Raw genomic sequence first — 26,762 nt, 5'->3', positions numbered from 1 at the left:
ATGAACGATATTAAACAGGACATGGAAAAAAGCATTGAGGCTCTCAAGCATAACTTCACCCGTGTACGCACGGGGCGTGCCAATGCCAATATCTTGTCTGATATTACGGTTGATTACTATGGCGTCCCAACACCCATTACCCAACTTGCAGCCGTTAAGGCTCCAGAGGCTCATATGCTGCTCATTGAGCCATGGGATAAGGCAGTGTTAAACGCCATTGTAAAGGCAGTATCGGCAAGCGATTTGGGTATCACCCCAAACTCAGATGGCTCAGTGGTGCGCCTGCCGTTCCCAGCTCCTACCGAGGAGCGCCGTCATGAACTCGTGCGCGAGTGCCGTGACCTCGCTGAGCAGGCACGTATCTCTATTCGCAATATCCGCCGCGACTATAACAATCGTCTTGATCGCGATGAGGATCTCTCTGAAGATGAGGTACGTCGTGAGCAGGCTCGCGTGCAGCAGCATACCGACGATTTTGTAGCTCAGGTAGATGAGCTTTTGAAGGCAAAAGAAGCTGAGGTCATGGAGATCTAGATGCCCGTTGATCTAGAAAAGCTTGAGGAGCATTTTGAGGATGCTCCTCACGATATTGCGCTTTCCGATATTGATCTCAAAACGCTGCCGCGCCATATCTCTTGCATTATGGACGGAAATGGGCGCTGGGCAAACGAGCGTGGCCTGCCGCGTGCCGAAGGTCATCGTGCAGGGATTGGAGCTTTGCGCGAGATCATTACAACGGCGGTTCGTTTGGGCATTGATGTTTTGTCGGTCTATGCCTTCTCAACAGAAAACTGGAAGCGGCCGAAGCACGAGGTCAATCTCCTCATGCATCTGTTTGCAACGACCTTTTTAGAAGAACTTCCTCTCTTACAGCGTGAGCGGGTTCGAGTCGTTTTCTTAGGAGATCTGAGCGCGTTGCCTCGTCGTACGCAAGAGGTATTTGAGCAAGGTCTTGCCGCATGTTCAGAGCATGACGGTATGGTATTGGCACTTGCGGTCAACTATGGAGCACGGGCTGAGATCGTTCGTGCAGCTCGCTTGCTTGCAGTCGCTGCTCAGCTGGGCGAGCTTGATCCGGCAACCATTGATGAGGAGCTCTTTGCTCAAAAGCTCTATACCAACGGCCTGCCCGATCCCGAGCTTGTCATTCGTACCTCAGGCGAAATGCGTCTTTCAAATTACTTGCTCTACCAGCTTGCCTACGCAGAGCTTTACGTCACTGATATGTACTGGCCCGATTTTAATCGCTGGGGTTTTTTGCGTGCTCTTGCTTCCTATCAACATCGTGATCGTCGCTTCGGCGGTATCAGCGTGAGCAAGGAGCGTCCATGACGGAAGAGTCACAAAGGAGACGCTCTGCTGTAAGCTCTCGTCAAAAATCTCTGCAGCGCTTTATTACACGTGCGATCTGGGGTCTTGCCTATGCTGGACTTTTTATTGCAAGTCTTTTGATCAGCCGCTATACAACAGCAGTTTTCATTGCATGTATGAGCGCTCTTTGCTGCTATGAGTTTTATCGCATGATGCGCCTTGATGGCAAGGTTCCCAATGTTGTTTTAGGCGTTATCGCAGCAGCTATTTTTCCCTTTACCGCGCTTGGCCGCCAACCGTGGATTTTAGCCGCCTTCTTTGTTTTATTGTTAGTACTAGGTCTTTGGTATGTCTATACGCCGAGGACGCGCATTACCGATGTCGCTATTACACTTTTTGGACCTGTCTATACGGGCCTTATGCTTTCTGCTGTTGTTTTGCTGCGAGGAAGCCAAGATGGTTTTGCTGGGGCCTTACTGGCTATTGGAGCCTGCGCTTCGATCTGGCTCAGCGATACCTTTGCCTATATATTTGGAACTCGTTTTGGTGCTCATAAGATGGTGCCCAAGATTAGCCCCAAAAAGAGCTGGGAAGGCTTTATCGCTGGTTTGGTTGGCTCATCGCTCGTTTGGCTCATCCTTGCCTTTACGGGTTTGTATCGACTGAATCCCGCGCAAGCCATTGGGTGTGGCATGATCGTTGCCTCCCTGGGCGTTTTTGGTGATTTAATCGAAAGCCGCATCAAACGTGGCGTTGGCGTGAAGGATTCAGGAGACCTCATACCAGGACACGGCGGTATGCTCGATCGCACTGACTCGCTTATCTTTGGCTGTATCGCCGCATTTATTGTGCTTCGCCTCGGAGGTGTCATTTAGTGTCTGCTCAAAAGCACGTCGCTGTGCTCGGAGCAACTGGATCAGTAGGCTCGCAGGTCTTAGATGTGTGTCGCCAACATGCTGATCGTTTATGTGTGAGTGTCTTAACTGCTCATACGCAAGTCGGCTCCCTCGCGGCGATGGCTCATGAATTTGGCACGACTCGTATCGTTCTCACTGATCCGAACGCTCGGCACGATCCAGCGCTGGCAGATTTTTCACCCAGCTGCTCTCTCAGCTTTGGTATGGATGCTGCCATTGATGCATGCTTGGATGATGAGATAGATATCGTTGTTATCTCAGTCGTAGGTGCAGCAGGACTTGATGCATGCTATCGCTTGGCTTCTGCCGGAAAAACCATTGCATTGGCAAACAAAGAGTCGCTCGTTGTTGGCGGCGATCTCATTATGCCGCTGGTTGGTAGCGATCAGCTGCTTCCCGTGGATTCTGAGCATGCAGCGATCTTCCAGTGCTATCTTGGCGAGCGGCAGCGTGATACTTATCGAATCTGGCTTACTTGTTCCGGAGGGCCGTTCTATGGTCGGAGCCGAAGCGAGCTTGGAGACGTTTCAGTATCAGATGCCCTAGCTCATCCCACGTGGAAGATGGGATCAAAGATCACGATTGATTCTGCAACCCTGATGAACAAGGGCCTTGAGCGCATTGAGGCTAAGCATCTCTTTGGGGTTGATTTAGATATTATTCAGGTGCTCATTCATCCACAATCGAAGATTCATTCGATGGTTGAGTATTGCGATGGTTCTGTTATTGCTCACTTGGGTGCCTCTGATATGAGAATTCCTGCTCAATATGCCCTTTCATATCCTGAGCGTTGGACGAGCCCGGCACCTCGTATAGATTTTCGAGAGCTTGCTGATTTGAGTTTTGGCGCTCCAGACATGGAGACCTTCCGCTGTCTTGCCTTGGCTGAGCAAGCCGGGCGTTTGGGGGGTACCATGCCTTGTGTGTTAAACGCAGCTAACGAGATAGCGGTTGATGCCTTTTTGCATGAACAGCTGTCATTTACCGGTATCGATGAGGTAGTCGGTGCGTGTATGGAAGTGCATGAGGTAGAGGTCGTTGAGTCGATCGAGCAGCTGCATGATGTAGATACCTGGACGCGTGAGCAGGCACGAAAGATCATTGCCAGGCGCGCTCACTAGATAGGATCGTGGTATGCAAGGCTTTTTGTCGTCTGTCTTTTGGGGCGTGCTCGTCCTTTCCATCTTAGTTTTTGTGCACGAGGGTGGGCATTTTTTAGCCGCGCGACTTATGGGCGTGCGGGTGACGGAGTTTTTCTTAGGCCTGCCCTGTCGGGTGCGGCTCAGTAGAAAAAGTTCGCGCATTGGTACCCGTTTTGGTGTCACACCTCTTTTGCTTGGTGGCTATGCTGCCATTTGTGGCATGGATCCTGAGGTTCCGGCCTTGGCGCACGAGGTGCTCGCGACCATTCATACGCATGGCAGAGTTCGTGTAGGCACGTTGGCAGAAGAGCTTAAAGCCACTCCTGAAGAGATTGTAGAGGCTGCAAGCTTTTTGCTCGGCTGGGGATCCATTGCAGAAGCAGAGCAAAAATCAGATAGCACTCAGGAGGCTGAGCTTGAGTTCTTATCGATGAGTCGCGATAGCGCAGGAAATACGGTATATGACGGACGAGCATTTCGTCGAGAAGAGGCGACGCAAGAAGGGGAGCCCTGGCCGGTTACTCAAGGAGCTATGGCCTTCTTTATGGCGGAGCGCGCTCATACCTATCTCGGCAAGGGTTTTTGGCCGCGAGCTTTCATGCTCGTTGCAGGTATTCTGGTCAATATTATCTGCGGCTTTGCCATCATGGTTTTTGCTCTATCGTGCTTAGGGACGCCTCAGGTTCTTGACTCCAATGTCCTAGGCGGTGTCCGCCCGAACTCTCCGGCAGCAGAGGCCGGTATCCAAGCGGGTGATGTCATTCAAGCGGTAAATGATCAACCCTGCTCATCGTGGACTGATATTGTTCATGCGCTCAGCTCTGCTCAACCTGGCCAGACGATCAAGGTGAGCTTTGAGCGGGAAGGTATGAGCAAAGAGGGTCAGCTCACGCTTGATGCAGAAGGTCGCATTGGTATAGAAGCATCTGTTGCGACGGTTCGCCTGAGCCCGCTTGATGCGATGCGTGCTACAACCATCTCGCTTGCGCGTACCGCAGAAGGTGTGGCGCGTCTCATCCATCCGTCTCATACGGTTGAAGTGCTTCAAAGTTCCAGCTCAATCGTGGGTATTTCCGCGATGAGTGCTCAGGCTGCAGTTGCAGGTCCTGCTGCTTTGTTGCCATTCATGGCGCTCATCTCATTCTCGCTTGCATTCATGAATCTTCTGCCGATTCCGCCTCTTGATGGTGGCAAGCTTTTGATTGAGATTATTCAGGCAGTTTTGAGACGCCCCGTAAGCGTTCGTATACAGACCTATGCGAGCTATGTGGGAATTGGCTTGTTCTTACTCCTCTTTGTTTTCATGCTTCGCACCGATATTTTGCGCTTACTCACATAAGGCATGATGCTGTACAAGGGGAGGTAGTGCTATGTCTGGACTTGCTGCTCGCGAGCGCACACGCTCAGTGCGCGTAGGTGAGATCTACATCGGAGGCGGTGCCCCGGTTGCTGTGCAGTCGATGACCTCAACGCCAACCTCAGATGCTGAAAAAACGCTCGCACAAGTTCGATCGCTTGCGAAGGCAGGTTGTGACCTCGTTCGTGTTTCGCTTCCTGATCGAGGATCGCTTGAGGCATTTGAGCGCATCTGCACTGAGAGCCCGGTGCCTATCGTGGCCGATATTCATTTTGACTATCGCTTAGCCATTGCCGCTGCCCATGCTGGGGCAGCAAAGCTTCGCATCAATCCGGGCAATATCGGTTCATGGGAACGAGTTGATGCGGTTGTCGATGCTGCGGCATCGGCTGGAGCTGCTATTCGTATTGGGGTCAATGCGGGCTCGCTTGACGCTTCAATTGCCGAACATCCTGACTTAAGCCTGCCCGAAAAACTGGTTGCAAGTGCCCTGTCATTCATTGAACATATTGAGGGTCGTGGGTTTTATGACCTTATCCTTTCGGCCAAAACCCACTCAGTTGCTTCAACGATTGAGACCTACCGCATCCTATCCCATGAGCTTCCTCATATCCCGCTTCACCTCGGTGTAACTGAGGCAGGCGGAATTCAACAAGGAACAATCAAGAGCTCAATGGCGCTCGGTTCTTTGCTGCTTGAAGGAATTGGAGATACCCTTCGGGTCTCGCTCACTGCAGATCCTATCGAAGAGGTTCCTGTGGCCTGGGGAATACTGGCCGCCTCAGGAGTCCGTCGGCGAAGCCCTGAGATGATTTCGTGTCCCACCTGCGCGCGATGTAAGGTCGATATGATCCCCATCGCACATGAGGTAGAACAGCGGCTTAAAACCGTGGACAAGCCAATCTCGGTGGCGGTCATGGGTTGCGCGGTCAACGGGCCGGGTGAGGCTTCTGATGCGGATGTGGGAGTTGCCTGTGGCTCAGGCCAGGCTCTGCTCTTCCGACAAGGCCAAGTTATTCGTAAGGTGGATGAGGCTCAGATTGTCGATGCTCTCATGGAAGAGATTGAAGATCTCTAACCCCTGATATATTGCGCTATCATGCTTAAGGCAGATGCACCATGTTGGATCCCTGAGAGGACCGTTATGCCAGATAAAATCAAGACTGCACACATGTTGATGTCTCGTCTCTATGCTCCTACGCTCAAAGAGGATCCGGGCGAGGCTGAGCTTGCGAGCCACCGCCTCTTGTTACGTGCAGGCTTCATTCGCAAGCAGGCAGCAGGTCTTTATACCTATCTTCCGCTTGCGTGGCGCTCGCTGAAAAAGATTGAGGCCATTGTTCGCGATGAGATGGATGCCGCAGGAGCTCAAGAGCTCCTCATGCCAATTATGGTAGATGCGCAGCTCTGGCATCAGTCTGGCCGCTACGACGCCTACGGACCTGAGCTCATGCGCGTTTCTGATCGGCATGATCGTGAGTTCGTGTTGGGGCCTACGCATGAAGAGACCGTCACTGATCTGGTAAAGGATGAGATTTCCAGCTATCGCCAGCTTCCCTTAAATCTCTATCACATCCAAGATAAGTTCCGGGATGAAATGCGCCCACGTTTTGGTTTGATACGTGGACGTGAATTCATCATGAAAGATGGTTACTCCTTTGATGCTGACCAGGCAGGGCTTGAGAAGAGCTATCACACGATGAAGGATGCCTACGCTTCGGTTTGTGAGCGCTGCGGCATTCGCGCTCTGCCGGTCGTTGCAGACTCTGGTCAGATTGGCGGAGATACTTCAGTTGAATTTATGGCACTTGCCGATGCTGGAGAGGCTGCAATCGTTTTTTGCCCACAGTGTGATTACGCCGCAGATGATGAGGCGGCGAGCACTACCTTACCGATTGTGGAAGGACCTGCGTCTGAAGACATCCTTCGGGTGGCTACTCCTGGCGCTGGTAGCATTGCTGAAGTTACTGAGTTCTTTGGAATTCCTGCCTCAGCTACTCGCAAAGCGTTGGCACTCATCGATGGTGACGGACGTCCAGCAATCGCCATTATTCCGGGCGACCGCGAGCTGAATGAGGTAAAAGCCGAGCGTGTCTTTGGTGACTATCATCTTATGAATGATGAAGAGCTAGAAGATGCTGGCCTTATCAAGGGCTTTATTGGACCGGTTGGCTTGCCGGAGGATCTGCGTTTGGTTTGCGATGAGAGTCTTCACCAGTCGCACTATTGGATCTGTGGTGCCAATGAGCGTGACTATCATCTTACGGGCGTGCAACCTGGTCGAGATTTTGAGCCTGAAATGTGGGCTGATCTCTCAACGGTTAAGGCAGACGATCCCTGTCCTCATTGTGGACATCCCCTTGTTGGTGCTCGTGGCATCGAGGTGTCTCAGGTATTTCAGTTGGGTACGAAGTATTCTGAGGCTATGGGAGCCACCTTTATGGATCGCGATGGGCGTGAGCGCCCCCTGGTGATGGGCTGCTATGGAATTGGCATTTCCCGTACACTTGCGGCTGCGGTTGAGCAGCATAACGACGATCAAGGCATTATCTGGCCGGTATCAATCGCTCCGTATGAGGTTGCACTCATTCCCCTCGATCCTCATAAGGAGCCCTGTGAGCGAGCCTGGAAGGCCTTGTTTGATGAATTGCTTGAGGCAGGGATTGAAACGATTGTTGATGACCGAGATGAGCGTCCGGGGGTTAAGTTTGCCGATAACGATTTGATGGGCTTTCCGTATCAAATTATTTTGGGCAAGCGCGGTCTTGCTCAAGGTGTTGTTGAGGTGAAAGATCGTCGCTCGGGTGAGCGTGTGGATGTAGCCCTTGATCAGGCTGCGAACTATGTTGCAGGACTCGTTCGCAAGGCACGGCTTTAAGCTTTTCTAAAAAACTGCTTGCATCCCTGAGAGCCTTACCGTATATTACTTTCTGCACCGCTTGGGGGCGTAGCTCAGCTGGGAGAGCGCTTGACTGGCAGTCAAGAGGTCAGGGGTTCGATCCCCCTCGTCTCCACCAGAAGTAGAAGCGTTGAACTCTATTTCATAAGAAATAGGTTGGCGCTTATCTATAAGATCGAGGGTTGTTAGCGCAACCCTCGTTTTTTATACACGCATGAAGATCTTCGGGTTAGAGGACAAAAGGGCTTCGGACGCTTTTTTTGTAGCATGAACTTGTCTCATTCTTTTGTGACACGAACCCGTCACAATTATCTGTGACACATAGCCATGTAGAAACAGAATCACAAGACAATGTGTATTCGTCATGCACTTGCCGCGCACAACAACGCTCACTTCTTCCTTCAATTTTTTAGCGCTCATTTCATATCTGTCTCTTTGATACAAAGATGTCTTTATGCACCGAAATCTTATTTCACCAGATAAATGAGGTGTACCAATTTGAATCGAATAGTACTACAATGTTCAGCACTTATATGATTCTAATTTAGTAGTATTTAGTCATATGAGGGGTCGTGCTTTCAGATGCCACAAGGGGAGGTGCATGTAGAACACGTCGTCACAAAGCACGAATATATCTTGTTTCTTCATTTCTCGTACACGTCATGAATCCCTAAGGAGAGAATGCTCATGGCACATCAAACGAATTGCAATGACCGAATGAGGGCGGTTATTGCAGCAAAGCGAGCAGCGTGCTCGCAGAAGAAGCCGCGTTATGGCCTCAGGAAACTGTCTGTTGGACTGGTCTCCTGCATGATAGGTTTACTCTGCTTCTTCTCCGGCCCAGTTGCCATGCCTGCAGCGGCTGCTACCACAGATGCACAAAACGCTCCTGCTGAAGTACCATTAGCAAATGAGGAAGGGGGGGGGTACACCTCTGATCAGACAGACGATCAAAACCTAACCGACCGCGATGCTACCTCTTCAAAACCACAGGCTGCATCCCTTGAAGCAGCACCCATCCCAACACCTTCTGCTGTTCAGGCAGAAAAGCCCGCTGTTGCACCTCGCGTTGCAACACGAGAAGCCGGCGAATATAACACTCTAGATAAAGAAACCGGCGCTATTAATGCAGATGCCTTTGCCAACGGCTATGTCTCCCGTCCGGTAGACCTCACGAATGCTAAAAATACGCTTTCCGGCAAGGTTGTATATGTTGCAGGAGGCACCGCTTCAACTCGCGACCCTGTCTCTACCTCAGATCCTGGTGTTCCCGATGGCACACAGGTATTCATGCAATGGCAAGACACTGACGGCTGGGTCTCCCCCGCCTTCCGCGCTGTTACCCACACCTTCGGAGAAAACGATGCCGGATACTACGCTTTCCAGGTTCCCACCCAAACCGATATTTTTGGCAAGAAACGTGAGTGGGTTGCTCAGTCAGGCACCAAGTATCGTGTCTGGAGCGAGCCGATGGCGCGCACCTTTAGCCCAGCTCTTCCGTCTGATACCGGCAACGCTTTAGTTCCCCTTTCCAACGGTGGCGCTAAAGCGGATAAGTGGACACCGGTTGCCACTGCCTCCGGTGCATTCCAGCTCATCGGCACGAACGTACAGAAGGTCCTGATCTCCTTGGAGGAGCTGCCCATTGGCATTGACGGACTGCAAGACGGCTCGGGCAACTACCTCAAAGCAACTGGCAACAAGCTCATCGAGGACGACAGAGAGCCCAACAAGACACCGGCTCTCGGTTCGCTCTCTGGTCCTCAAAAGGCTATCTCCGGCAAGGTATACTACGAGATCGGTGAGCATCTCCCTGACGAGACCGGCACAACGACAATTAACTCCGATTATGATCCCGGTGCACCGGGCATGAAGGTGTTCATGACGGTACTTACCCGCGAGGGTAAGGCCGCCATCAAAAACATTATGGATCACGGCTCTGACATCGATCGCGTCATGTGGTCCAAGGAGGTAAAGGACACCCTTAGCCAGCACCCGGAGTACATTGAAGCTACCTACTGGACGACGACAGATCAGGAAGGAAAGTACACGGTAGCCGCCACTCAGCCCGGCACTGCCTTCGACCGAACATTCCTTTACATGTGGGTGGAAAACCCGCAGACCGGTCAGATCCTTCCCACGTACTCACCCTTCATCCTGCCTGGCTTCTTCGCGTACAACGCGAACAACAACTGGGGACCCTCTCCTATTGGTGCACCCGCTGCCGGTGACACTGCGTATAACGTTAACTTCGGCCTCCGCCTGGGCGATTTCGCAAACCTTGATGTCACCAATTACGACACCACAAAGCACATCGCAACGCCCGGAGACACTGCCAACATCAAGGTCAGCGGCAACCTCAAGCAGCTCAATACCGAGATCCGCATCATGAAGGATGGTGAGCAAATCGGTAAGTCCATCCCCGTTAACCCTGCAGATCTCATCAACGCCTTCTCCTGGGATGTGCCCGAGAACGCCAAGGAGGGCATCTACACGGCCGTGCTCAGCGTAGCTGGTCAGGACCTAGCACAGGATTCCTTTGCTGTGGCGCGTGACGACGACGGTGACGGCGATGTAAACGCTACCGACCCCGATGACGGCAATAAGGGCACACCTGATGACCCCAATAAGGTAGTTGAAGCGGATGCCACCCAGCGCATCACCCATGGCGTCTCACTGATTGGCAAGGGTGCCACGGCGGACGACGCCCAGGTAGTAAAGTCTGATGGCGATGGGAAAACCCACAAGGAGCTCATTGTCGATGCAAACGGAACATCTGTTGACGAGGGAACTGAGGGAGCCGAGGATCTTTCAAACCTCGTAGTCACCCTCACCGGAAAAGATGGTAAGCCAATTGCTTCAGGCACGGCGGACACCTGGCGCGGAACAGAAAATTACCCGCTGGTTCAGAATTTCGGTTTACACAATTTTGAGCAGGGTGAGTATAAGGTAAATATCTCTCTCGGTGATGGAGTTAAGCATTGGGCTGTCACGAAGAGTTCCCAGCTCAAAGATGGTGCTACTATCAACGTCGATGGCAATCTTGCAAATCAGAGCGTTACTTTAGGATACGACTCCAACGGTAACGGTATTGCAGATGTCGATGAGGATAACGCTGGGCAGTACGAGCCGAACCCCGTCCCCACCACCACGGTCAAGTACGGCGAGGGCGCAACGACTCCGGCAATCACGCTCGATGACACATTCACCGACGAAAAAGAAGAGATTGCCCCTAATAAGGACAAAAAGAACGACCTCTATGGCACAGAATTCTCCATTCCGACGGAGGGCAATACTGCCGGTGCAACGATCGATAAAACGACCGGTGAGATCACGCTGCCCAAGAATGCTGAGCCCGGTACCTATACCTATAAGGTAACGGTCAAGTATCCAGACGACTCCAAAGACACCGTAGATGTGAAGGTTGTCGTAGGGCCCAAGATCACCGACGAGCTAAACGCTGAGGGTGGCAAGATTGTTGTTCCTGAGTCAATCTCTGATGAGGATCTGACAAAGGCTCTGAAAGACGCTGTGCAGATCACCGGCAAGGACGGCCAGGAAGTCAAGCACGATGACCAGCGCATCACCTCCATTGCTCCTAAGGGCGCGCTGCCCGAGAAGAAGGGCACGCAAGATGTTGAGATGACCGTCACCTACTCTGACGGCTCCACCGACACCGCAACCGTGAACACAACCTTTGTGGGCGACGTTGTACCTGTGCCTGATCCTAAAAACCCGCCTGCGGTGCCTGACAACTACGTACAGGTCACCTTTGCTGCAGGTGATCACGGCAAGATTCACGAGGGTGAAACCACCGTCTTTAAAGTGAACCCGAAGGTCGAAGTTGACCTTACGAAGAACGCTCCGAAGATCGATGCCAACGAAGGCTGGACTCAAAACGGCTGGGATAGTGCTCTGAAAGACACGTTTACCGGCAACAAGACCATCACGGCAACCTACACGCAAAACCCCAAGATCACCGACGAGCTAAACGCTGAGGGCGGCAAGATTGTTGTTCCTGAGTCAATCTCTGATGAGGATCTGACAAAGGCTCTGAAAGACGCTGTGCAGATCACCGGCAAGGACGGCCAGGAAGTCAAGCACGATGACCAGCGCATCACCTCCATTGCTCCTAAGGGCGCGCTGCCCGAGAAGAAGGGCACGCAAGATGTTGAGATGACCGTCACCTACTCTGACGGCTCCACCGACACCGCAACCGTGAACACAACCTTTGTGGGCGACGTTGTACCTGTGCCTGATCCTAAAAACCCGCCTGCGGTGCCTGACAACTACGTACAGGTCACCTTTGCTGCAGGTGATCACGGCAAGATTCACGAGGGTGAAACCACCGTCTTTAAAGTGAACCCGAAGGTCGAAGTTGACCTTACGAAGAACGCTCCGAAGATCGATGCCAACGAAGGCTGGACTCAAAACGGCTGGGATAGTGCTCTGAAAGACACGTTTACCGGCAACAAGACCATCACGGCAACCTACACGCAAAACCCCAAGACTCCTGAGAGCCCCAAGGATGCTGATATCTATGATCCAAAGGGTCAGGACATTACTACTGAGATTGGCGTGACCCCCGATCCGTCCGAGGGCATCAAGAACAAGGGCGATTTGCCGAAAGACACGAAGTACACGTGGAAAGAGCAGCCTCGCGTCAACGAGGAGGGCGATACTCCTGCAACCATCGTTGTTACCTATCCTGATGGGTCAGCTGATGAGGTTAAAATTGTAATTCATGTCATCAAGCCCCAGGAGCCCGCTGTAACGCCCCAGACAGAAGTCAAGACGCCCAAGAAGAAGGCTCCTGAGCAAAAAGCTCAGCCGAAACGCAAAGCCGCTGCGCTCCCGCAAACCGGAGATATCTCTACAGTTGCTGGTGCAGCAGTTGCTTCCGCAGGCGTTGTCAGTCTACTTGGCGCCACTGCAGCATGTCGCAAGCGTCGCGAAAAGGACTGCTAGGTTAAAGGATGAGATAGTGCTTTTTCTATCATCATCTTTCAGAGCTTGCATCTAAGCTCTGAGTAAACAAGGAGCCGTACCCTTAGGTACGGCTCCTTTTGTATCTTCTATACACCTTTCATACGCAAACAAGATGCGTTTTCTTTCTTCACACCTCGCTGACCACACTCATCTTTCCTGGCTCTATAGTGGTTATCGCACGATTACCGCCTCAGTCGCCATCGTTCCTGCTGCACTGTTGCATAGGTGCTCTTCAATCGCCATCACCTTCTTGCCGCACCCCTTGCGCGGTTATCGACTTCGTTGCCATCGCTTCTGCTGCACTGTTGCATGACTGCCGCCCGTACTATCGGCTTCATGCTGCATATCTCATGCACGACGTTGCACATATTTCATTGTCACTTTCATGCAGACACTGCGATGTATTTCCCTATACAAAACCCCGAAGAGGTACGAAAAGCACCTGAAAAGGCCGCTGTCTCAGAACATCAGGCGCGGTATGGCCTACAACGCGGAGCACGCCCTCTATAACGGTCACAAGGTGTGGGGCTATGGCGTGGACGACGAGAAGCACTATGTCGTGGACGATGCCGTCACCCCGTTCGTGGTGTCTATGTTCACGCGCTACGCCGACGGCGAGGCAATGCAGTCAATCTGTGATGACCTCAATGCGAGAGGCCTGAGGACGTCGCGGGGTGCGCTGTTCGGGGTCAAGACCATGAACAAGCTGCTCAAGAACAGGGCCTACATAGGCGAGTATCATCATGGCGATATTACCGTCGAGGGCGACATGCCGCAGATTGTGGACGAGGAGCTGTTCGAGAGGGCGCAAAGAAGGCTCGTCGAGAACAAGCGCAACGGTTCAAGGCGCAGGGAGAGCGCACAAGACGGAGGCGTCCCGCGCTCTGGCTGACTGGCAAGCTCTTCTGTGGTGAGTGCGGAGGCTCCATGCAGGGCGTCTCAGGCACGAGCAAGACCGGAGCGAAGCACTATTACTACTACTGCAAGGAGCAGAGAGCCAAGAGGTGCTCGAAAAAACCCGTCCGTAAGGACTGGGTCGAGAACGTTGTGACTGACATCCTCAAAGGCTTTCTGGACGACAGCGAGAACCTCGCCTCAATAGCCGTGGACGCGGCCAAGCACTACGAAAGGCACTATAAGGGCACGGACTACCTTGCGAGCCTTGAGCAGCAGCGCAGGGACGTCGAGAAGGGCCTCGCCAACTTCGTGAGAGCGATAGAGGCAGGCATCTTCAACGAGGCGACGCAGCGGCGCATGGTCGAGCTTCAGGAGCGCAAGGAAGCTCTGAACGCCGCCATAGCGGCTGAGACGGTTAGGCAATCGCTCTTCGAGGACGAACACTCGATAAAGGCCTACTTCGACCGCTTTCTCCATGCAGACTTCGACAACGTGGAAGTAAGGGATTCCGTCCTGGAGTACTTCGTCGATAAAATCTACTTGCATAACGACAGACTTGTGATAACCTCTTGTTACTCTGAAGATTCGCGAGATGTTCCTATGGAGGTGCTGGACGGGGCGACGGAAAACCCTTTTGATAAAGGGGAAGCCGTCGAGTTTGATTGCTTCCCCTCTGGTTCCACCCAAGTGATCTTACAGCCTCTGGAACTCCAGAGGCTGTTTTTCTATCGGGCTCATGGCGCAACGGTTAGCGCAGGGGACTCATAATCCCTGGGTTGCAGGTTCGAATCCTGCTGGGCCCACCCGATACGCTCAATGGCGGGTCTCACTTGTTTGAGATCCGCCGCTTTCCACTCAAACTTTAAGCTTTGTATGTTCTGGCTTTGGTTATACAAGCGGTAAGCATCACGCTTTATACATACCGCTTGATTGGGTTTTTCATTGCTCGAGTCTTATCTCTTGTGTTAGTATCGACTACGCCGAAAGGCGATCGGGCGTTTGGCTCAGGGGTAGAGCACATCCTTCACACGGATGGGGTCACAAGTTCAAATCTTGTAACGCCCACCATTGTTCGAACAAGGACCCGCAGTCGCGGGTCCTTTTTTCATGAAGGGCATGGATCGTATGATCCTCGTGGCTGATAAGATCGAGAAGAGCTTTGGAGAGCGTCGCCTCTTTACGAGTGCCTCACTTCAGATCAATAAAGGCGATCGCTATGCGTTGGTAGGCCCCAACGGTGCTGGTAAAACTACCCTTCTAAAGATCATTATGGGAAAAGAAGCTCCTGATGCCGGAGAGATTATTCTTGCAAAAGACGTTACCGTGGGCTATCTCGAGCAAGAAACGAGTCTGGCTGATGCCACGCCTATTATCGAAGAAGTGATGAGTGCAGCTACCGAAATCAAAGCCTTAGGGGAGCGAGCCTCTGAACTCGAGCACCGTATATCTGAGTTGGGAGATGCTGCAACAGAGCCAGCAGGTCTTGCGCTGCTTGCCGAATACGGAACAGTTCAAGATCGCTTTGAGCAGCTTGGTGGCTATGAGCTTGAGAGTAAATCGCGCCAAATTCTCGCTGGCTTAGGTTTTGCTGTTGATGATTTTGCAAAGCCGTGCTCGGAGTTCTCTGGCGGCTGGCAAATGCGCATAGCCTTGGCGAAGCTCTTCTTGCGCCATCCTGATCTTTTATTGCTCGATGAGCCTACCAACCACCTCGATCTTGAAAGTGTCCAATGGCTTCGGGGCTTCATTCAAGAGTACGAGGGTGCGGTCTTGCTTGTTTCTCATGACCGCGCTTTTATGGATTCGTGCGCAGATCATGTCGCGGCCTTAGAGAATCGGCGAATTACAGTCTACACCGGAAATTATTCAAGCTATTTACAGCAACGTGAAGACAATCTTGAGCAGATGCGTGCAAAGCGCGCTGCTCAAGAACGGCAAATTGCGCATATGCAGGTATTTGTAGATAAGTTTCGCTATAAACCTAAAAAAGCTGCTCAGGCTCAGGAGCGACTCCATAAAATTGAAAAGATTAAACAAGAACTTGTTATCCTGCCCGAGGGTCACAAAAAGATGGACTTCTCATTTCCTGATCCACCACGGTCAGGAGATATGGTTGTAAAGCTTGAAGGAGTCTCTAAATCCTTTGAGGACCGTCTCGTCTATCAAGGAGTTGATCTTACCCTCTATCGGGGAGACAAGGTGGCGTTAGTAGGTCCAAATGGCGCGGGCAAATCTACCCTCATGCGCTTGCTGCTTGGGCGAGAAACTCCCAGCTCGGGTATGCGCGAGTTGGGTCTGAATGTGAGCTCTGCCTACTATGCTCAGCATCAGCTCGAGGGCATGCAGGAGTCCAATACGGTTTTGCAAGAGATTGATACCGTAGCGCCTAGCTGGACAGTTCCTGAACAGCGTCGTTTGCTGGGTGCCTTCTTGTTCAGCGGAGACGATATTGAGAAGCCCGTACGAGTTCTCTCAGGTGGAGAGCGAGCACGTCTTGCATTGGCAAAAATGCTCGTTGCTCCCGAAGCGTTACTCTGTCTTGACGAGCCAACAAACCATCTCGATATTGACTCGGTTGATATGCTTGAGCGGGCGCTGACACGGTTTCCTGGAACGATTGTGCTTATCAGCCATGACGAGCATCTGGTGCGCTCCGTTGCAACGCGCGTAGTAGATATTCGAGACCATACCGTGCGCGTCTATGATGGTAACTACGATTACTATCTGTTTAAGCGAGAAGAGCTGCTCGCCCGCGCCCAGGCTGAAAAAGAAAGCCTCCATCTTCAAGAGGCGGTTCGTACAGGAAAGCCTCAACAAGCAAAACGAACCCGCGAGCAGAGGCGAGCAGAAGCAGAACAAAAACGTGCGCTTGCTTCCCGCCTCAAGGCAGAGCGAAGCCGCCTTAAGGTTGTTGAGGAGCGCTTAGCTCAGGTGCAGGCGCAACACGATAAGCTCATGGAGCTTATGGCAGACGAAGACCTCTACGCAGATCAGGATCGTTTTAATGAGACGCTGACCGAGTACACTGACTGTAAGCGTGAGCTTCAAGCACTCGAAGAAGAGTGGCTTGAGCTGAGTAGCTATCTTGAGGAGGAGTTGGCTCGTGGAGGGGCGTAGAGCAGCATCAATTGCACTTGCCATGCTTGGCTGGGCTGCCCGTCTTGTAGCCATTGGTCTCGCGTGTCTGACGGTTCTGCTCTGCGTAACTGGTCTTCCTGGACGTCTTGGCCTCGTTGGGGTCGCTATTGAGCTTTCTCGCGCCTTGCCTCAAATCATTGCTGGCTACGGCGTCATTCCAACGCCGCTTGGTGGCATTTTTCGCTTTGACTTTGCTCTGCTCGTTGTGGTTCTTTTTGTTTTCGACTTTATCTGTACGCGGATCTCATTTGAACTGCGCCATCGTTAGGAGTTATTTTGGACAGCTTTGTGCCGGGCATTGCTCGCCTGCTATCGCAGGCCTTAGCCCTCATCATAGGCATTGTGGTGCACGAGAGCGCTCACGCCCTTGCCGCTCATCTTTTAGGTGATGCGACTGCTCAGAAAAAGGGACGCATATCGCTCAATCCGCTCAATCATATTGATCCTTTTGGCACCGTTTTGCTTCCGCTCTTGCTGCTTGCGGCTGGAGGCCCTATTTTTGCTTTTGCAAAGCCGGTGCCAATATATCTCGCCAATCTCAAACACCCCAAGCGTGATGAAGTACTGGTAGCTCTTGCAGGCCCTGCTTCTAACATCCTCCTCTCGCTGGTATTTGCCGGCCTTTTGGGTACTGTCTTGGCAGGAAGCGAGCATGTCAGCATTGCCGTCCTGAATTGGATGGTGGGCTTTTGCATTTCTTCAGTCGTTATCAATCTTTCGTTGGCGTTTTTTAATCTCATTCCATTGCCTCCGCTTGATGGCTCATCCATCATCACTCCGCTCTTGCCTGAGTCTGCCTTGCCGCAGTGGTATACGATCCAGCGCTATTCCATGCCAATCCTTATCGCTCTCTTATATCTTGTGCCTTCTGTGCTCCATATTGATCTCATAGGAATCTATTTCGACCATACGGTGTATCCCTTAGCTGAGTTCATCTTGCATGGGGCAACCATGCTCGGGATACGATAGACTGAAGCGTTCAGGTTTCATGCGAGCGGAGTAGGGAGGCAGATGAGTTATCGCGTTGCAACGCAGGCGTGGTCTGGCCCGTTTGACCTCCTGTTACAGCTTGTATCCAAGCAAAAAGTTGATATCGGATCAATCTCGGTCAGCGAAATAGCTGATCAGTATTTAGCTGAGGTAGACCAGCTCGAGTCGCTTGATTTAGATATTGCAAGTGACTTTTTGTTGGTAGCTGCTACCTTGCTCGATATTAAGGCCGCAAGCTTAGTTCCTGACGATCTTTTAGAGACGCAAGATCTCGAAGACGATGAGGATGAATTCTCTGGCCTCGATGCTGAGAGCATGCGTGAAGTGCTCATTCAACGACTCATTGCGTATCGACAGTTTCGATCTGCAGCAGCAGCTCTGGGCGCTCGTATGGAAGCTGAGCGCAAACAGCATCCCCGTCTGGCAGGGCCTGATCCTGAATTCTTAAATCTGATGCCTGATTACCTTGCTGGCGTTACCTTACGCGGTCTAGCTGTGATCTGTGCTGATATTGATGGAAGAAGGCAGCGCTTGCTGTTGGAGGCCGAGCACGTTGCTCCAAGCCGCATTCCTTTGGAACTGACGGTCGCTTCAATTGACCGCATTACTTTCACGCGAAAACAGACGACGTTTCGTGAGCTCATTGATGACGGTGCTCCAACTGAACAGGTGGTTGCAACCTTCTTAGCCATATTGGAGCTTGCAAAGCGCGGATCCATCGTGCTTGCCCAGGATGAGAACTTTGGCACTATTCGTATCGATCGCGTAGAAGGCACGACGCCTGCCGCTCTTGAGGAGTCTTGATTGTATGTCGAGCTTAGCTCCTATTGATCCAAATTCAGCACGCTCAGCCCTTGAATCATTGCTTTTAGTATCGGGGGATCCAGTCAGCGCTACCTCACTTGCTGCAGCCTTGGATATGCCTCCTGGTGAGGTCTCCTCGCTGTTAGCTGAGCTTAAGGTTGAATATGAAGAGGCAAATCGAGGGATTCAACTTCGTGAAGTGGCAGGAGGGTGGAGGCTCTTTACTCACCCTGCTCATCATGACTTAGTGGAGTCGTTCATTTTATCTTGGGACACTCAACGCCTTTCTCAAGCAGCCTTAGAGGCGCTCGCGGTGATTGCCTATCACCAACCCGTTACTCGTGAGATGGTGAAAGGCATTCGTGGTGTGAACTCCGATGGGGTGATTTCCTCCCTTGCTGAGAAGGGTCTGATTCGCGAGATTGGCCGCGATACACAGCGCGGCGGTGCCATCATTTACGGAACCACCAATGCCTTTCTTGAAACCTTTGGACTCAGAAGCATCGCTGAGCTGCCCGATCTTGAGCAGTTCGCCCCTGATGAAGAGGCTCGTCAATTCATACGTGAGCGACTTTCTGGTCGCTCGATACAGTCAACGCTTGAAGAGACGGAAGTTGAGCTCCAAGAAGAGCGCGAGCTCATGGAAGAAATTACCCAGGAGGATGTATCCGAGCAGCTTGAGACGAAATCAAGCTCACTAAATTCAGACGGCGAGATGCACGTGGCTGATGATACTCGTCATGCACCTGCGTCTGAGACGGGCGCACAAGATGAGTGAGCCCGCGAGCAAATCTTTAAGCTCAGCGTCTCAAGAGCGCCTCGTTCCTATGCGTCTTCAGCGCTTTTTAGCTCGCTCTGGAGTTGCAAGTCGGCGCGGTTCAGAAGATTTGATGACTGCTGGTCGCGTTAGCGTAAACGGTCAGGTAGTTCGTGAGCTGGGAACTAAGGTTGACTCTACAAAAGATGTGGTAACAGTTGATGGTGTGGTTATTGAGGCGGCAGCTGAAGCAGCCTATCTGATGCTCAATAAGCCGAGCGGATTTCTCACCACTATGAAAGACCCTCAAGATAGACCGTGTGTGGCCTCTTTGGTACCACGCGATCAGTACCCGGGTCTTTTTCCGGTTGGTCGTCTTGATAAAGATACGACAGGCCTTCTGCTCTTTAGCACCGATGGAGATTTTGCTCAGGCAATCTTGCATCCAAAGCACTACGTTTGGAAGACATATGAAGCCATCGTTGATGGCTTGGTTCAGGATGAAGAGCTCGATCCTTTGCGCGAAGGCATCCTTCTCGACGATGGGCGCTGTGCCCCGGCATGCTGCCATGTAGAGAAATACTTTGAGCAAGAAGCGTCTACGCTCGTTGAAATAAAAATCCACGAGGGTAGAAAAAACCAGGTGAAGCGTATGCTCGCTCGAATCGGCCATCCTGTTTTAGCACTCCATCGCTCATATGTGGGATGTCTTGGCTTGGGAGATTTACGACCTGGCTCGTGGCGGATGCTGACTCGCGAAGAACTCGATTTGATATGTATTGAGAAAGGAGCCGGTGCATGATCATTGCAATCGATGGCCCTGCTGGCTCAGGTAAGTCTACCTTGGCTCGAGAGCTTGCTCACGCCTTTGGGTTTGAAAAGCTCGATACGGGAGCCCTCTATCGTGCTCTTGCATATACCTGCTTGCGTGAAGGGATTGACCTTCATGATCCGGCAGCAATTGAAGCGCGTGCACAAGCACTTACCTTGATTTTTGATGGTACCGGTGAAGAAACACGTATTACAGCAGATGGGCAAGATGTTTCTGAGGCAATTCGCACGCCTGAAGTTGATCGGGCAGTGTCATGTGTTGCCATCCTTCCTGGCGTGCGACAAGCACTCTTGCCTGCCCAGCGAAGATTTGCAGAAGGCCGCAATGTTGTGGCAGAAGGTCGCGATATTGGCACGGTCGTTTTTCCTCAGGCAGAGCTTAAGGTGTACCTCGATGCAGATCCACATATTCGAGCTGTTCGAAGGCTTGCACAACGTGAAGCGAAGCAACATGAGCAGATCGATCAAGCAAGGCATGATCGAGACCTTGTGCAAACGCAGCAAGCGCTTGAAGCCCGCGATGCGGCAGATGCTCAAAATATGCAACCGGCAGAAGATGCAATACGGATTGACTCAAGCTCTAAAAGTATCGATGAGCTGGTACACATGATTGGCGAGCTCATCTCCGGGCGGAGATCTCAATGAATAACGATACAAAGCAGTCGATCTATGATCGGCCACTCAAGGAGTTTTCTCTTCTCAATAAAGTTTTATTGCTGCTGGCCTTAGGTATTGTTTGGCTTGCCACAAAGATCTATTGGCGTTGGAGTATTGATGATCCCCAACAGACGCTCCTTCGTCGCACATCAGATAAGGGTGCCATCATTATCTGTAACCACACTTCTATGGCTGAGGTTGCAGTCATCATGGCTCATTTGGTTGTTTCTGGACGCCCGGTACGCGCGATAGGCAAATCAGAGTTTTTTGCTCATCCCATAATCGGTTGGGTTTTTTCTCATGGTGGTACCATTCCCGTGAAGCGAGGGGATGCAGATATGAGAGCCCTTCGTCGTGCATCACGTGCCTTAGGGCGAGGGGAAGATATTTTGATTTTTCCTGAAGGCACGCGCTTGCGCACCGATGCAGCAGAGCGTGAGGCTGTCGATCACGGAGGCTTTGCCCTCATAGCACAGATGGCTGATGTAGCTGTCATCCCGATGGCTGTTTGTGGTTTTCGAGATATTACGCCGATCGGATCACGGTTTCCTCGCCCTCGTCGGTGCTGGATGCGCGTAGGCACACCGCTTTCGTTGCAGGATGCCCCGTCTGATCTGCGTCGCCGTGATCGCCTGGACTGGCTTGGTGTTGAGGGCATGAGGCGTGTACGCGCTTTGCGTGACAATCTTCGCTCAGATCATCCGGGAAGGAAATAAGCTGTGGACACATGCAATCGGGTCATAGAGGTTGCCCGCCATGCAGGTGTTTGCTATGGCGTTGAGCGCGCCTTGCATCTCGCTCATAAAACAGCTCTAAAGGCAGATCAGCCGGTAAAAACACTTGGGCCTTTGATCCATAACCCTCGGGTTGTTAAAGATCTGAGGCTCGCTGGAGTGAGTGAGACCTCCGAGATCCCCACTGCCTTAGAAGGCGGAACGCTCGTGATACGTGCCCATGGGGTGCGCCCTGATACGATCAAAATAGCAGAGGATCGAGGCATTGATCTTGTTGATGCAACATGTCCGTATGTTTCTAAGGTGCACCGAGCTGCACGAAAGCTTGTAGATGAGGGATATCAGGTGCTCGTGGTAGGGGAGCCGGGACATCCTGAGGTTGAAGGCATTTTGGGACATGCTGGCTCTCATGCTCACGTGATTGCAGATGTAAAAGACCTAGATGATCTGCGCTTATCAAATCGCATTGGTATCGTGGTGCAAACAACTCAGACCGAAGATCTCCTCGCTGCAGTTACGGCTCAAATCATCGGCCAGGTGGAAGAACTCAAGGTTATCAATACCATTTGTCGAGCAACGCAAGATCGCCAAGCCTCGGCACTCGAACTCGCCAAGCGCTCAGATGTCATGATCGTCATTGGTGGCCGTAATTCCGGCAATACTCGTCGGTTAGCTGAGCTTTGTTCCTCGCGGTGTGAGAAGACCTACCATATTGAAGAAGCGCACGAAATTTTGCCTTCATGGGTAGAGCATGCCACGCACATTGGCATAAGTGCTGGAGCTTCAACTCCTGCCTCTCATATTGAAGAAGTCCTAGCGTACCTCTTAGAGCTTTTGCCATCCGCACAGTGTGTTTGGGAGCGCGGGCATGGCCAAGGCCGATCCTGAAATTCCTGACTATGCCCGAGCACTTGCTGATTATGGGGCAGCTCATCGATCAGCTCAGGATTACTCGGTGTTTCTTGGTGCGCGCGTCAGTGCAGTCAGGCCAGATTCTCCAGCTGATGATGCTGGCATTTGCCCCGGTATGGCGATTGTAAGCGTTGCTGGAAAACGTTTGACCGACATGATCGTATGGCTTTGGGAAGCCGATGGCGATGAGGTTGACCTAGTTGTCTTTGATCCTTCCGACGGAGCGCTTGAGTCTTGTACGCTGACTCGTTTTGTGGGCGAAGATTGGGGTCTTACCTTTGAGGATGCCATCTTTGATGGGATGCGCACCTGCGTAAATGCCTGCCTGTTCTGCTTTATGGCCATGCTGCCAAAAGAGAGTCGCAAAAGTCTCAGCATTCGTGATGACGATTATCGCTTGTCTTTTTTACAGGGCAATTTTGTCACCCTGACCAATATGGATGATACCGATGTTGCAGAGGTTATAGAAAAGCATCTCTCACCTATGAATGTATCCATCCATGCAATTTCTGAAGATGTTCGTCGCCGTCTGATTGGAAAGCATGCGCATCGTGGCATCGAAGTATTAGAAGAGCTGATGAATGCTGGTATTGAGATCCATGGCCAGATTGTTTTGTGCCCCGGTATCAACGATGGAGAAGAGCTTGAGAAAACACTTGCTTTTTGCGAGCGCCATCCTGAGATCACTAGCTTAGGTATCGTTCCTCTCGGCTTTACCAAACACCAACGTCGTTTTACCAGTTCATACTCGGATGATCCAAGCGCAGCTCGGCGAGTGATCGCTCAGGTAGAACCGTATCAAGCTCGCGCATATGAGCGTTTTGGTCGTCATACCTTTCAGCTCTCCGATGAGTTTTACGTTGCCGCAAAGCTCGATCCTCCGCCAGCAGATCACTATGATGGCTATCCGCAATTTTACGATGGGATCGGAATGATTCGATCCTTTATGGATGAAACAGACGAGCTCATCAAAACACATCCTGAGCGCTTCATGGCGATTCGGCGAGCACTTGAAGCAGCCGGATGTTCACTTATGGTGCTCTCTGGAGAGGCAGCTGTATCAACCGTAGCTGCTCTGGTGGAATCTCCTTTGCTGCAAGGCCGCGTCTTAGCAATTAAGAATCTCTATTTTGGTGGCAATGTCAATGTGACTGGACTTATCTGCGCCGAGGATATTCTGGCGCAGCTCGATCGCAATCTTAGTGGTGTTATGCTCATTCTGCCCAGCATTATCTTCAACGCACAGGGCTTGACCCTTGACGGGTATGATCGAGATAAGCTTCTTCAAGCCCTGAAGGAGCGCGGGGCACGTCCTCGCATTGCACCAACCACTCCGGCCGAGCTCCTTTCTGATCTAGAAGAAGCGCTTGGCCTTGATCACTAACGGTATGTATTTGGGAGCGCGCATATGAGACCCATTGTCGCCATTGTGGGCCGGCCAAATGTTGGCAAATCCACCCTGGTTAATCGAATTGCCCAAACCGGCGAGGCCATTGTTCATGAGAGCCGTGGGGTAACCCGAGATAGAACCTATCACCAGGCTGATTGGAATGGTATCGAGTTTGATCTGGTCGATACCGGCGGCATTGAGCCTCTCAAAAGTGATGATGCGTTTTCTGGCCCGATTCGTGATCAAGCACTTGCTGCAGCTCTTGAAGCTGATGCCATCCTGTTTATTGTTGATGGCAAAACAGGTGCTACAGAAGAGGATGAATCCGTAGCCCGGATGTTAAAACGAGCCTCAGTTCCACTGTTTTTGGTCGTTAACAAACTTGATAACCCTGCTCGTGAGCAAGAGGTGCTCTGGGAGTTTTATTCACTCGGAGTAGGGGAGCCTCATCCCATTTCTGCTTTACACGGGCATGGAACCGGAGATTTACTCGATGAATTGGTAGCTGCGCTTCCAGAACGATCTGAACCAGATCCGGAAACTGAATCGAGCGATGACCTTGTTTCTATTGCTATTATTGGCAGACCAAATGCGGGTAAGTCCTCCCTTTTCAACAAGATTCTAGGATCTGAGCGCTCGATTGTTTCAGATATTGCTGGCACCACGCGCGATGCCATTGATACGATACTTGAGCGCGATGGCAGAACCTATCGCTTGGTAGATACTGCTGGTATCAGAAAGAAGAGCACGGCAGTAGAAGATATTGAATACTATTCGCAGGTTCGCGGTCTTCGCGCGATTGACCGGTCAGATATTGCCCTTTTGGTCGTTGATTCTTCAATTGGTATGACTGAGCAAGATCAAAAGGTTGCAAATCTTGCTATCGAGCGTGGCTGCGCCCTCATTATCTTGCTGAATAAATGGGACTTACTTGAAGATGATCGAGCTCGTGACCAGGTAATTGATACAGTTAAGCGCCGCCTCACCTTGGCTCCGTGGGCTCAGCTCTTGCGCATTTCTGCACTCACGGGTCGCTCAATTGAAAAGATTTGGCCACTCATTGATGCGGCTGAGCGTGCACGCACGATGCGTATCTCTACCTCAACGCTCAATCGATTTGTAACGAGTTTGCGCGAGTTTGGCCATACGGTCATTGATGGTAAGCGCCGGTTGCGCATGCACTATGCAACTCAGGTTGCAACCAAGCCGCCAACCTTCTCATTTTTTGTCAATCATCCCGACCTTGCGACCGATAGTTTTCGGCGCTATGTCGAAAATCGCCTTCGTGAGCAGTTTGATTTAGCAGGGACCCCGATTCGGTTGCACTTCAGAAAGAAAAACGAACAGCGGTCAAAGGAGGGCTGATCCTATGTTGGTTGTAACTCCAGACCTTGCCATCGTTGCAGGTCTGATTCTCGGCTCTTATTTGATTTGTGGTATACCCTTTGGACTCATTCTTGCCCGTCTCACCGGCAATGCAGATCTTCGCCGTGTAGGCTCAGGCAATATTGGAACGACCAATGCACTGCGTGTAGCAGGGCCTGCTGTAGCTTTAGGCACGCTTCTGCTCGATGCCTTAAAGGGCACATTTTGCATCCTAGTTGCATCACATGTTCTGGCTCATGGAGCTGACCTGGCGCTTGCCTTTGTTGGCCTTGCCTGTCTTTTGGGTCATATCTTCACGCCCTATCTTCGTTTTCATGGAGGTAAAGGTATTGCTACCGGTGTAGGGGTCTTATTTGGCCTGTATTGGCCACTTGCCCTCATCCATCTCGGTATCTTTTTCGTGCTGGTTTTGATCAGTCATCGCGTCTCTGTCGGATCCATTGCCACCGCAGCTGCGATTCCGATCACGTTTTATATCTTTTTACCCAGCATGCCTGCCACGGCTCTGATTATCTGGAGCTGTATGGGGCTCTTGGTCGTTTGGGCACATCGTGCCAATATATCCCGGCTGCTTTCAGGAGATGAGCCTGCACTTTCTTTTAAGCGACGTGGCAGCGCCCAGAATAGGCGAGGTGAAACTCAATGAGAATTGCATTAATTGGCGCTGGATCCTGGGGAACTGCTGTTGCAGGCCTTGCAGCGCAAGAAGCCTCAGAGGTTCGTGTTTGGGCTCACGAAGAGTCGTGTGCAGCTGGCATTAATACAAACCATGTTAATCCGGGCTATCTCACGGACTATACCCTGCCCGAAAACGTTATTGCCTCATCAGATATTGTCTGGGCACTTAAGGGAGCAGATGGGATTATCTTTGCGGTTCCTTCAATGCACTTGCGCTCAGTTGCCAAAGCCGCCCGGCACGATATTGCACCTGACACACCGGTTCTCTGTCTTACGAAAGGCATAGAGCCTCATACCGGCCTTCTCATGACCGAGGTCATCGGAGAAGAGATTGGCCATCCAGAGCGCATCGGGGCACTTTCTGGGCCGAACCACGCAGAAGAGGTTTGCCAAGGCGCGCTCTCGGCAGCGGTGATTGCAGCAGAGGATCCGCATGTTGCGGCCTTTTTTAAAGATGTACTCATCTCACCAGCTTTTCGCGTGTATGTGAGTGATGACATCACCGGTGTTGAGATGTGCGGAGCTGCAAAAAACATCATGGCAATTATCTGCGGTATTGCTGCTGGCTCCGGCCTTGGAGACAATACCTTGGCCTTAATCATGACACGCGGACTCGCAGAGATTAGCCGTTTGGTTCATGCTCGAGGCGGAGATCCCATGACCTGTATGGGGCTTGCCGGCATGGGAGACTTGGTAGCCACCTGTACATCTGAGCATTCTCGTAATCGTATGTTTGGCGTGGCCTTTGCCCAGGGCGTTAGCTTGGAAGCGTACCAAGAGCGCCGCCATATGGTTGTTGAAGGCGCTGCAGCGGCAATGAGCATAGCCGAGCTCGCGCGCTCACTAGACGTCGATGCTCCGCTCACGTTTGCTCTTGACCACATCCTGTGGCATGGAGGCTCTATTGCAGAATCCTTAGAGCATTTAACAGATCGCTTTCCCACGTCAGAGTTTTACGGCATCAACGAATAGG

At 51.8% G+C, this 26,762-nt stretch carries 23 protein-coding genes, 3 tRNA genes and 1 pseudogene; 26 read left to right on the top strand and 1 reads right to left on the bottom strand.

What is annotated here, in order from left to right:
- From frr to K6V98_RS08800, 11 genes and pseudogenes are all read left to right on the top strand, one after another.
- The gene (gene frr, locus K6V98_RS06730; RefSeq protein WP_222199746.1) at window positions 1-534 is read left to right on the top strand and encodes a ribosome recycling factor; all 534 of its coding nucleotides are present in this window, start codon (window positions 1-3) and stop codon (window positions 532-534) included.
- Window positions 535-1,332 (top strand): undecaprenyl pyrophosphate synthase, encoded by a 798-nt coding sequence (uppS, locus tag K6V98_RS06725; protein ID WP_222199745.1) that lies wholly within the window; start codon window positions 535-537, stop codon window positions 1,330-1,332. It begins immediately after the preceding gene.
- On the top strand, window positions 1,329-2,186 hold the full coding sequence (locus K6V98_RS06720; protein WP_222199744.1) for a phosphatidate cytidylyltransferase: 858 nt from the start codon (window positions 1,329-1,331) through the stop codon (window positions 2,184-2,186). The genes uppS and K6V98_RS06720 overlap by 4 nt, the downstream gene beginning before the upstream one ends.
- Window positions 2,186-3,349, top strand: coding sequence for a 1-deoxy-D-xylulose-5-phosphate reductoisomerase (gene dxr, locus K6V98_RS06715; RefSeq protein WP_222199743.1), 1,164 nt, complete (start codon window positions 2,186-2,188; stop codon window positions 3,347-3,349). Before K6V98_RS06720 ends, dxr begins: the two co-directional genes overlap by 1 nt.
- A gap of 13 nt (window positions 3,350-3,362) precedes the next feature.
- Window positions 3,363-4,709 carry a M50 family metallopeptidase gene (locus K6V98_RS06710; RefSeq protein ID WP_222199742.1) on the top strand — a complete coding sequence of 449 codons (1,347 nt, stop codon included), beginning with the start codon at window positions 3,363-3,365 and terminating at the stop codon, window positions 4,707-4,709.
- A gap of 31 nt (window positions 4,710-4,740) precedes the next feature.
- A complete protein-coding gene (ispG, locus tag K6V98_RS06705) occupies window positions 4,741-5,805 on the top strand; it encodes a flavodoxin-dependent (E)-4-hydroxy-3-methylbut-2-enyl-diphosphate synthase (protein WP_222199741.1) in 1,065 nt (354 codons plus the stop codon).
- Window positions 5,806-5,871: 66 nt separating this feature from the next.
- Complete coding sequence (locus tag K6V98_RS06700) at window positions 5,872-7,605, top strand: proline--tRNA ligase (RefSeq protein ID WP_371734537.1); 1,734 nt, start codon at window positions 5,872-5,874, stop codon at window positions 7,603-7,605.
- A 63-nt stretch (window positions 7,606-7,668) separates the two neighbouring features.
- Window positions 7,669-7,744 (top strand) — tRNA-Ala (locus K6V98_RS06695).
- 569 nt (window positions 7,745-8,313) lie between these two features.
- Window positions 8,314-12,594 (top strand): Rib/alpha-like domain-containing protein, encoded by a 4,281-nt coding sequence (locus K6V98_RS06690; protein WP_222199740.1) that lies wholly within the window; start codon window positions 8,314-8,316, stop codon window positions 12,592-12,594.
- Window positions 12,595-13,093: 499 nt separating this feature from the next.
- Window positions 13,094-13,507, top strand: a complete 414-nt coding sequence (locus K6V98_RS06685) for a recombinase family protein (protein WP_222199739.1) — start codon at window positions 13,094-13,096, stop codon at window positions 13,505-13,507.
- Between the two features lie 35 nt (window positions 13,508-13,542).
- A pseudogene (locus tag K6V98_RS08800) lies at window positions 13,543-13,611 on the top strand (hypothetical protein); the annotation flags it as partial.
- 99 nt (window positions 13,612-13,710) lie between these two features.
- Here the strand turns inward: K6V98_RS08800 and K6V98_RS08700 are convergent.
- Window positions 13,711-14,058 (bottom strand): hypothetical protein, encoded by a 348-nt coding sequence (locus tag K6V98_RS08700; RefSeq protein ID WP_306792810.1) that lies wholly within the window; start codon window positions 14,056-14,058, stop codon window positions 13,711-13,713.
- A gap of 184 nt (window positions 14,059-14,242) precedes the next feature.
- Here K6V98_RS08700 and K6V98_RS06675 point away from each other — a divergent pair.
- The 15 genes from K6V98_RS06675 to K6V98_RS06605 all read left to right on the top strand — a co-directional run bounded on the left by K6V98_RS06675 (window position 14,243) and on the right by K6V98_RS06605 (window position 26,761).
- Window positions 14,243-14,315: transfer RNA gene (locus tag K6V98_RS06675), tRNA-Ile, on the top strand.
- Window positions 14,316-14,505: 190 nt separating this feature from the next.
- Window positions 14,506-14,580 (top strand) — tRNA-Val (locus K6V98_RS06670).
- Window positions 14,581-14,637: 57 nt separating this feature from the next.
- Window positions 14,638-16,629, top strand: a complete 1,992-nt coding sequence (locus tag K6V98_RS06665) for an ABC transporter ATP-binding protein (RefSeq protein ID WP_222199824.1) — start codon at window positions 14,638-14,640, stop codon at window positions 16,627-16,629.
- Window positions 16,616-16,918, top strand: coding sequence for a hypothetical protein (locus tag K6V98_RS06660; RefSeq protein ID WP_222199738.1), 303 nt, complete (start codon window positions 16,616-16,618; stop codon window positions 16,916-16,918). The genes K6V98_RS06665 and K6V98_RS06660 overlap by 14 nt, the downstream gene beginning before the upstream one ends.
- 8 nt (window positions 16,919-16,926) lie before the next feature.
- Window positions 16,927-17,619: a site-2 protease family protein gene (locus tag K6V98_RS06655; RefSeq protein ID WP_306792809.1), complete on the top strand. Its 693-nt coding sequence runs from the start codon at window positions 16,927-16,929 to the stop codon at window positions 17,617-17,619.
- A 42-nt stretch (window positions 17,620-17,661) separates the two neighbouring features.
- Entirely contained in the window at window positions 17,662-18,444 is a 783-nt protein-coding gene (locus K6V98_RS06650) for a segregation and condensation protein A (RefSeq protein WP_222199737.1), read from the top strand.
- A 4-nt stretch (window positions 18,445-18,448) separates the two neighbouring features.
- A complete protein-coding gene (gene scpB, locus K6V98_RS06645) occupies window positions 18,449-19,222 on the top strand; it encodes an SMC-Scp complex subunit ScpB (RefSeq protein ID WP_222199736.1) in 774 nt (257 codons plus the stop codon).
- Window positions 19,215-20,003: a pseudouridine synthase gene (locus tag K6V98_RS06640; protein ID WP_306792808.1), complete on the top strand. Its 789-nt coding sequence runs from the start codon at window positions 19,215-19,217 to the stop codon at window positions 20,001-20,003. Before scpB ends, K6V98_RS06640 begins: the two co-directional genes overlap by 8 nt.
- Window positions 20,000-20,677, top strand: a complete 678-nt coding sequence (gene cmk / locus K6V98_RS06635) for a (d)CMP kinase (protein WP_222199735.1) — start codon at window positions 20,000-20,002, stop codon at window positions 20,675-20,677. The genes K6V98_RS06640 and cmk overlap by 4 nt, the downstream gene beginning before the upstream one ends.
- Window positions 20,674-21,405 carry a lysophospholipid acyltransferase family protein gene (locus tag K6V98_RS06630; protein WP_222199734.1) on the top strand — a complete coding sequence of 244 codons (732 nt, stop codon included), beginning with the start codon at window positions 20,674-20,676 and terminating at the stop codon, window positions 21,403-21,405. The genes cmk and K6V98_RS06630 overlap by 4 nt, the downstream gene beginning before the upstream one ends.
- A gap of 3 nt (window positions 21,406-21,408) precedes the next feature.
- Window positions 21,409-22,311: a 4-hydroxy-3-methylbut-2-enyl diphosphate reductase gene (locus tag K6V98_RS06625; protein WP_222199733.1), complete on the top strand. Its 903-nt coding sequence runs from the start codon at window positions 21,409-21,411 to the stop codon at window positions 22,309-22,311.
- The gene (locus K6V98_RS06620) at window positions 22,292-23,719 is read left to right on the top strand and encodes a DUF512 domain-containing protein (RefSeq protein WP_222199732.1); all 1,428 of its coding nucleotides are present in this window, start codon (window positions 22,292-22,294) and stop codon (window positions 23,717-23,719) included. Before K6V98_RS06625 ends, K6V98_RS06620 begins: the two co-directional genes overlap by 20 nt.
- A 24-nt stretch (window positions 23,720-23,743) precedes the next feature.
- Window positions 23,744-25,090 (top strand): ribosome biogenesis GTPase Der, encoded by a 1,347-nt coding sequence (der, locus tag K6V98_RS06615; RefSeq protein ID WP_222199731.1) that lies wholly within the window; start codon window positions 23,744-23,746, stop codon window positions 25,088-25,090.
- Window positions 25,091-25,094: 4 nt separating this feature from the next.
- Complete coding sequence (gene plsY, locus K6V98_RS06610; RefSeq protein ID WP_222199730.1) at window positions 25,095-25,757, top strand: glycerol-3-phosphate 1-O-acyltransferase PlsY; 663 nt, start codon at window positions 25,095-25,097, stop codon at window positions 25,755-25,757.
- Window positions 25,754-26,761, top strand: coding sequence for an NAD(P)H-dependent glycerol-3-phosphate dehydrogenase (locus tag K6V98_RS06605; RefSeq protein WP_222199729.1), 1,008 nt, complete (start codon window positions 25,754-25,756; stop codon window positions 26,759-26,761). Before plsY ends, K6V98_RS06605 begins: the two co-directional genes overlap by 4 nt.
- The last annotated feature ends 1 nt before the right edge of the window (window position 26,762 follow it).

The sequence above is a fragment of the Collinsella ureilytica genome (assembly GCF_019795105.1).
GTDB classification, from domain to species: domain Bacteria; phylum Actinomycetota; class Coriobacteriia; order Coriobacteriales; family Coriobacteriaceae; genus Collinsella; species Collinsella ureilytica.
The sequence above is the reverse complement of the archived record's forward strand: the minus strand, read 5'-3'. Positions and strand labels throughout refer to the sequence as shown.

Coding starts and splice junctions, on each gene's coding strand:
- frr (WP_222199746.1), top strand. CDS start 1: ATGAACGATATTAAACAGGACATGGAAAAAAGCATTGAGGCTCTCAAG.
- uppS (WP_222199745.1), top strand. CDS start 535: ATGCCCGTTGATCTAGAAAAGCTTGAGGAGCATTTTGAGGATGCTCCT.
- K6V98_RS06720 (WP_222199744.1), top strand. CDS start 1,329: ATGACGGAAGAGTCACAAAGGAGACGCTCTGCTGTAAGCTCTCGTCAA.
- K6V98_RS06710 (WP_222199742.1), top strand. CDS start 3,363: ATGCAAGGCTTTTTGTCGTCTGTCTTTTGGGGCGTGCTCGTCCTTTCC.
- ispG (WP_222199741.1), top strand. CDS start 4,741: ATGTCTGGACTTGCTGCTCGCGAGCGCACACGCTCAGTGCGCGTAGGT.
- K6V98_RS06700 (WP_371734537.1), top strand. CDS start 5,872: ATGCCAGATAAAATCAAGACTGCACACATGTTGATGTCTCGTCTCTAT.
- K6V98_RS06690 (WP_222199740.1), top strand. CDS start 8,314: ATGGCACATCAAACGAATTGCAATGACCGAATGAGGGCGGTTATTGCA.
- K6V98_RS06685 (WP_222199739.1), top strand. CDS start 13,094: ATGGCCTACAACGCGGAGCACGCCCTCTATAACGGTCACAAGGTGTGG.
- K6V98_RS08700 (WP_306792810.1), bottom strand. CDS start 14,058: ATGCAAGTAGATTTTATCGACGAAGTACTCCAGGACGGAATCCCTTAC.
- K6V98_RS06665 (WP_222199824.1), top strand. CDS start 14,638: ATGATCCTCGTGGCTGATAAGATCGAGAAGAGCTTTGGAGAGCGTCGC.
- K6V98_RS06650 (WP_222199737.1), top strand. CDS start 17,662: ATGAGTTATCGCGTTGCAACGCAGGCGTGGTCTGGCCCGTTTGACCTC.
- scpB (WP_222199736.1), top strand. CDS start 18,449: ATGTCGAGCTTAGCTCCTATTGATCCAAATTCAGCACGCTCAGCCCTT.
- K6V98_RS06640 (WP_306792808.1), top strand. CDS start 19,215: ATGAGTGAGCCCGCGAGCAAATCTTTAAGCTCAGCGTCTCAAGAGCGC.
- cmk (WP_222199735.1), top strand. CDS start 20,000: ATGATCATTGCAATCGATGGCCCTGCTGGCTCAGGTAAGTCTACCTTG.
- K6V98_RS06630 (WP_222199734.1), top strand. CDS start 20,674: ATGAATAACGATACAAAGCAGTCGATCTATGATCGGCCACTCAAGGAG.
- K6V98_RS06620 (WP_222199732.1), top strand. CDS start 22,292: ATGGCCAAGGCCGATCCTGAAATTCCTGACTATGCCCGAGCACTTGCT.
- der (WP_222199731.1), top strand. CDS start 23,744: ATGAGACCCATTGTCGCCATTGTGGGCCGGCCAAATGTTGGCAAATCC.
- plsY (WP_222199730.1), top strand. CDS start 25,095: ATGTTGGTTGTAACTCCAGACCTTGCCATCGTTGCAGGTCTGATTCTC.
- K6V98_RS06605 (WP_222199729.1), top strand. CDS start 25,754: ATGAGAATTGCATTAATTGGCGCTGGATCCTGGGGAACTGCTGTTGCA.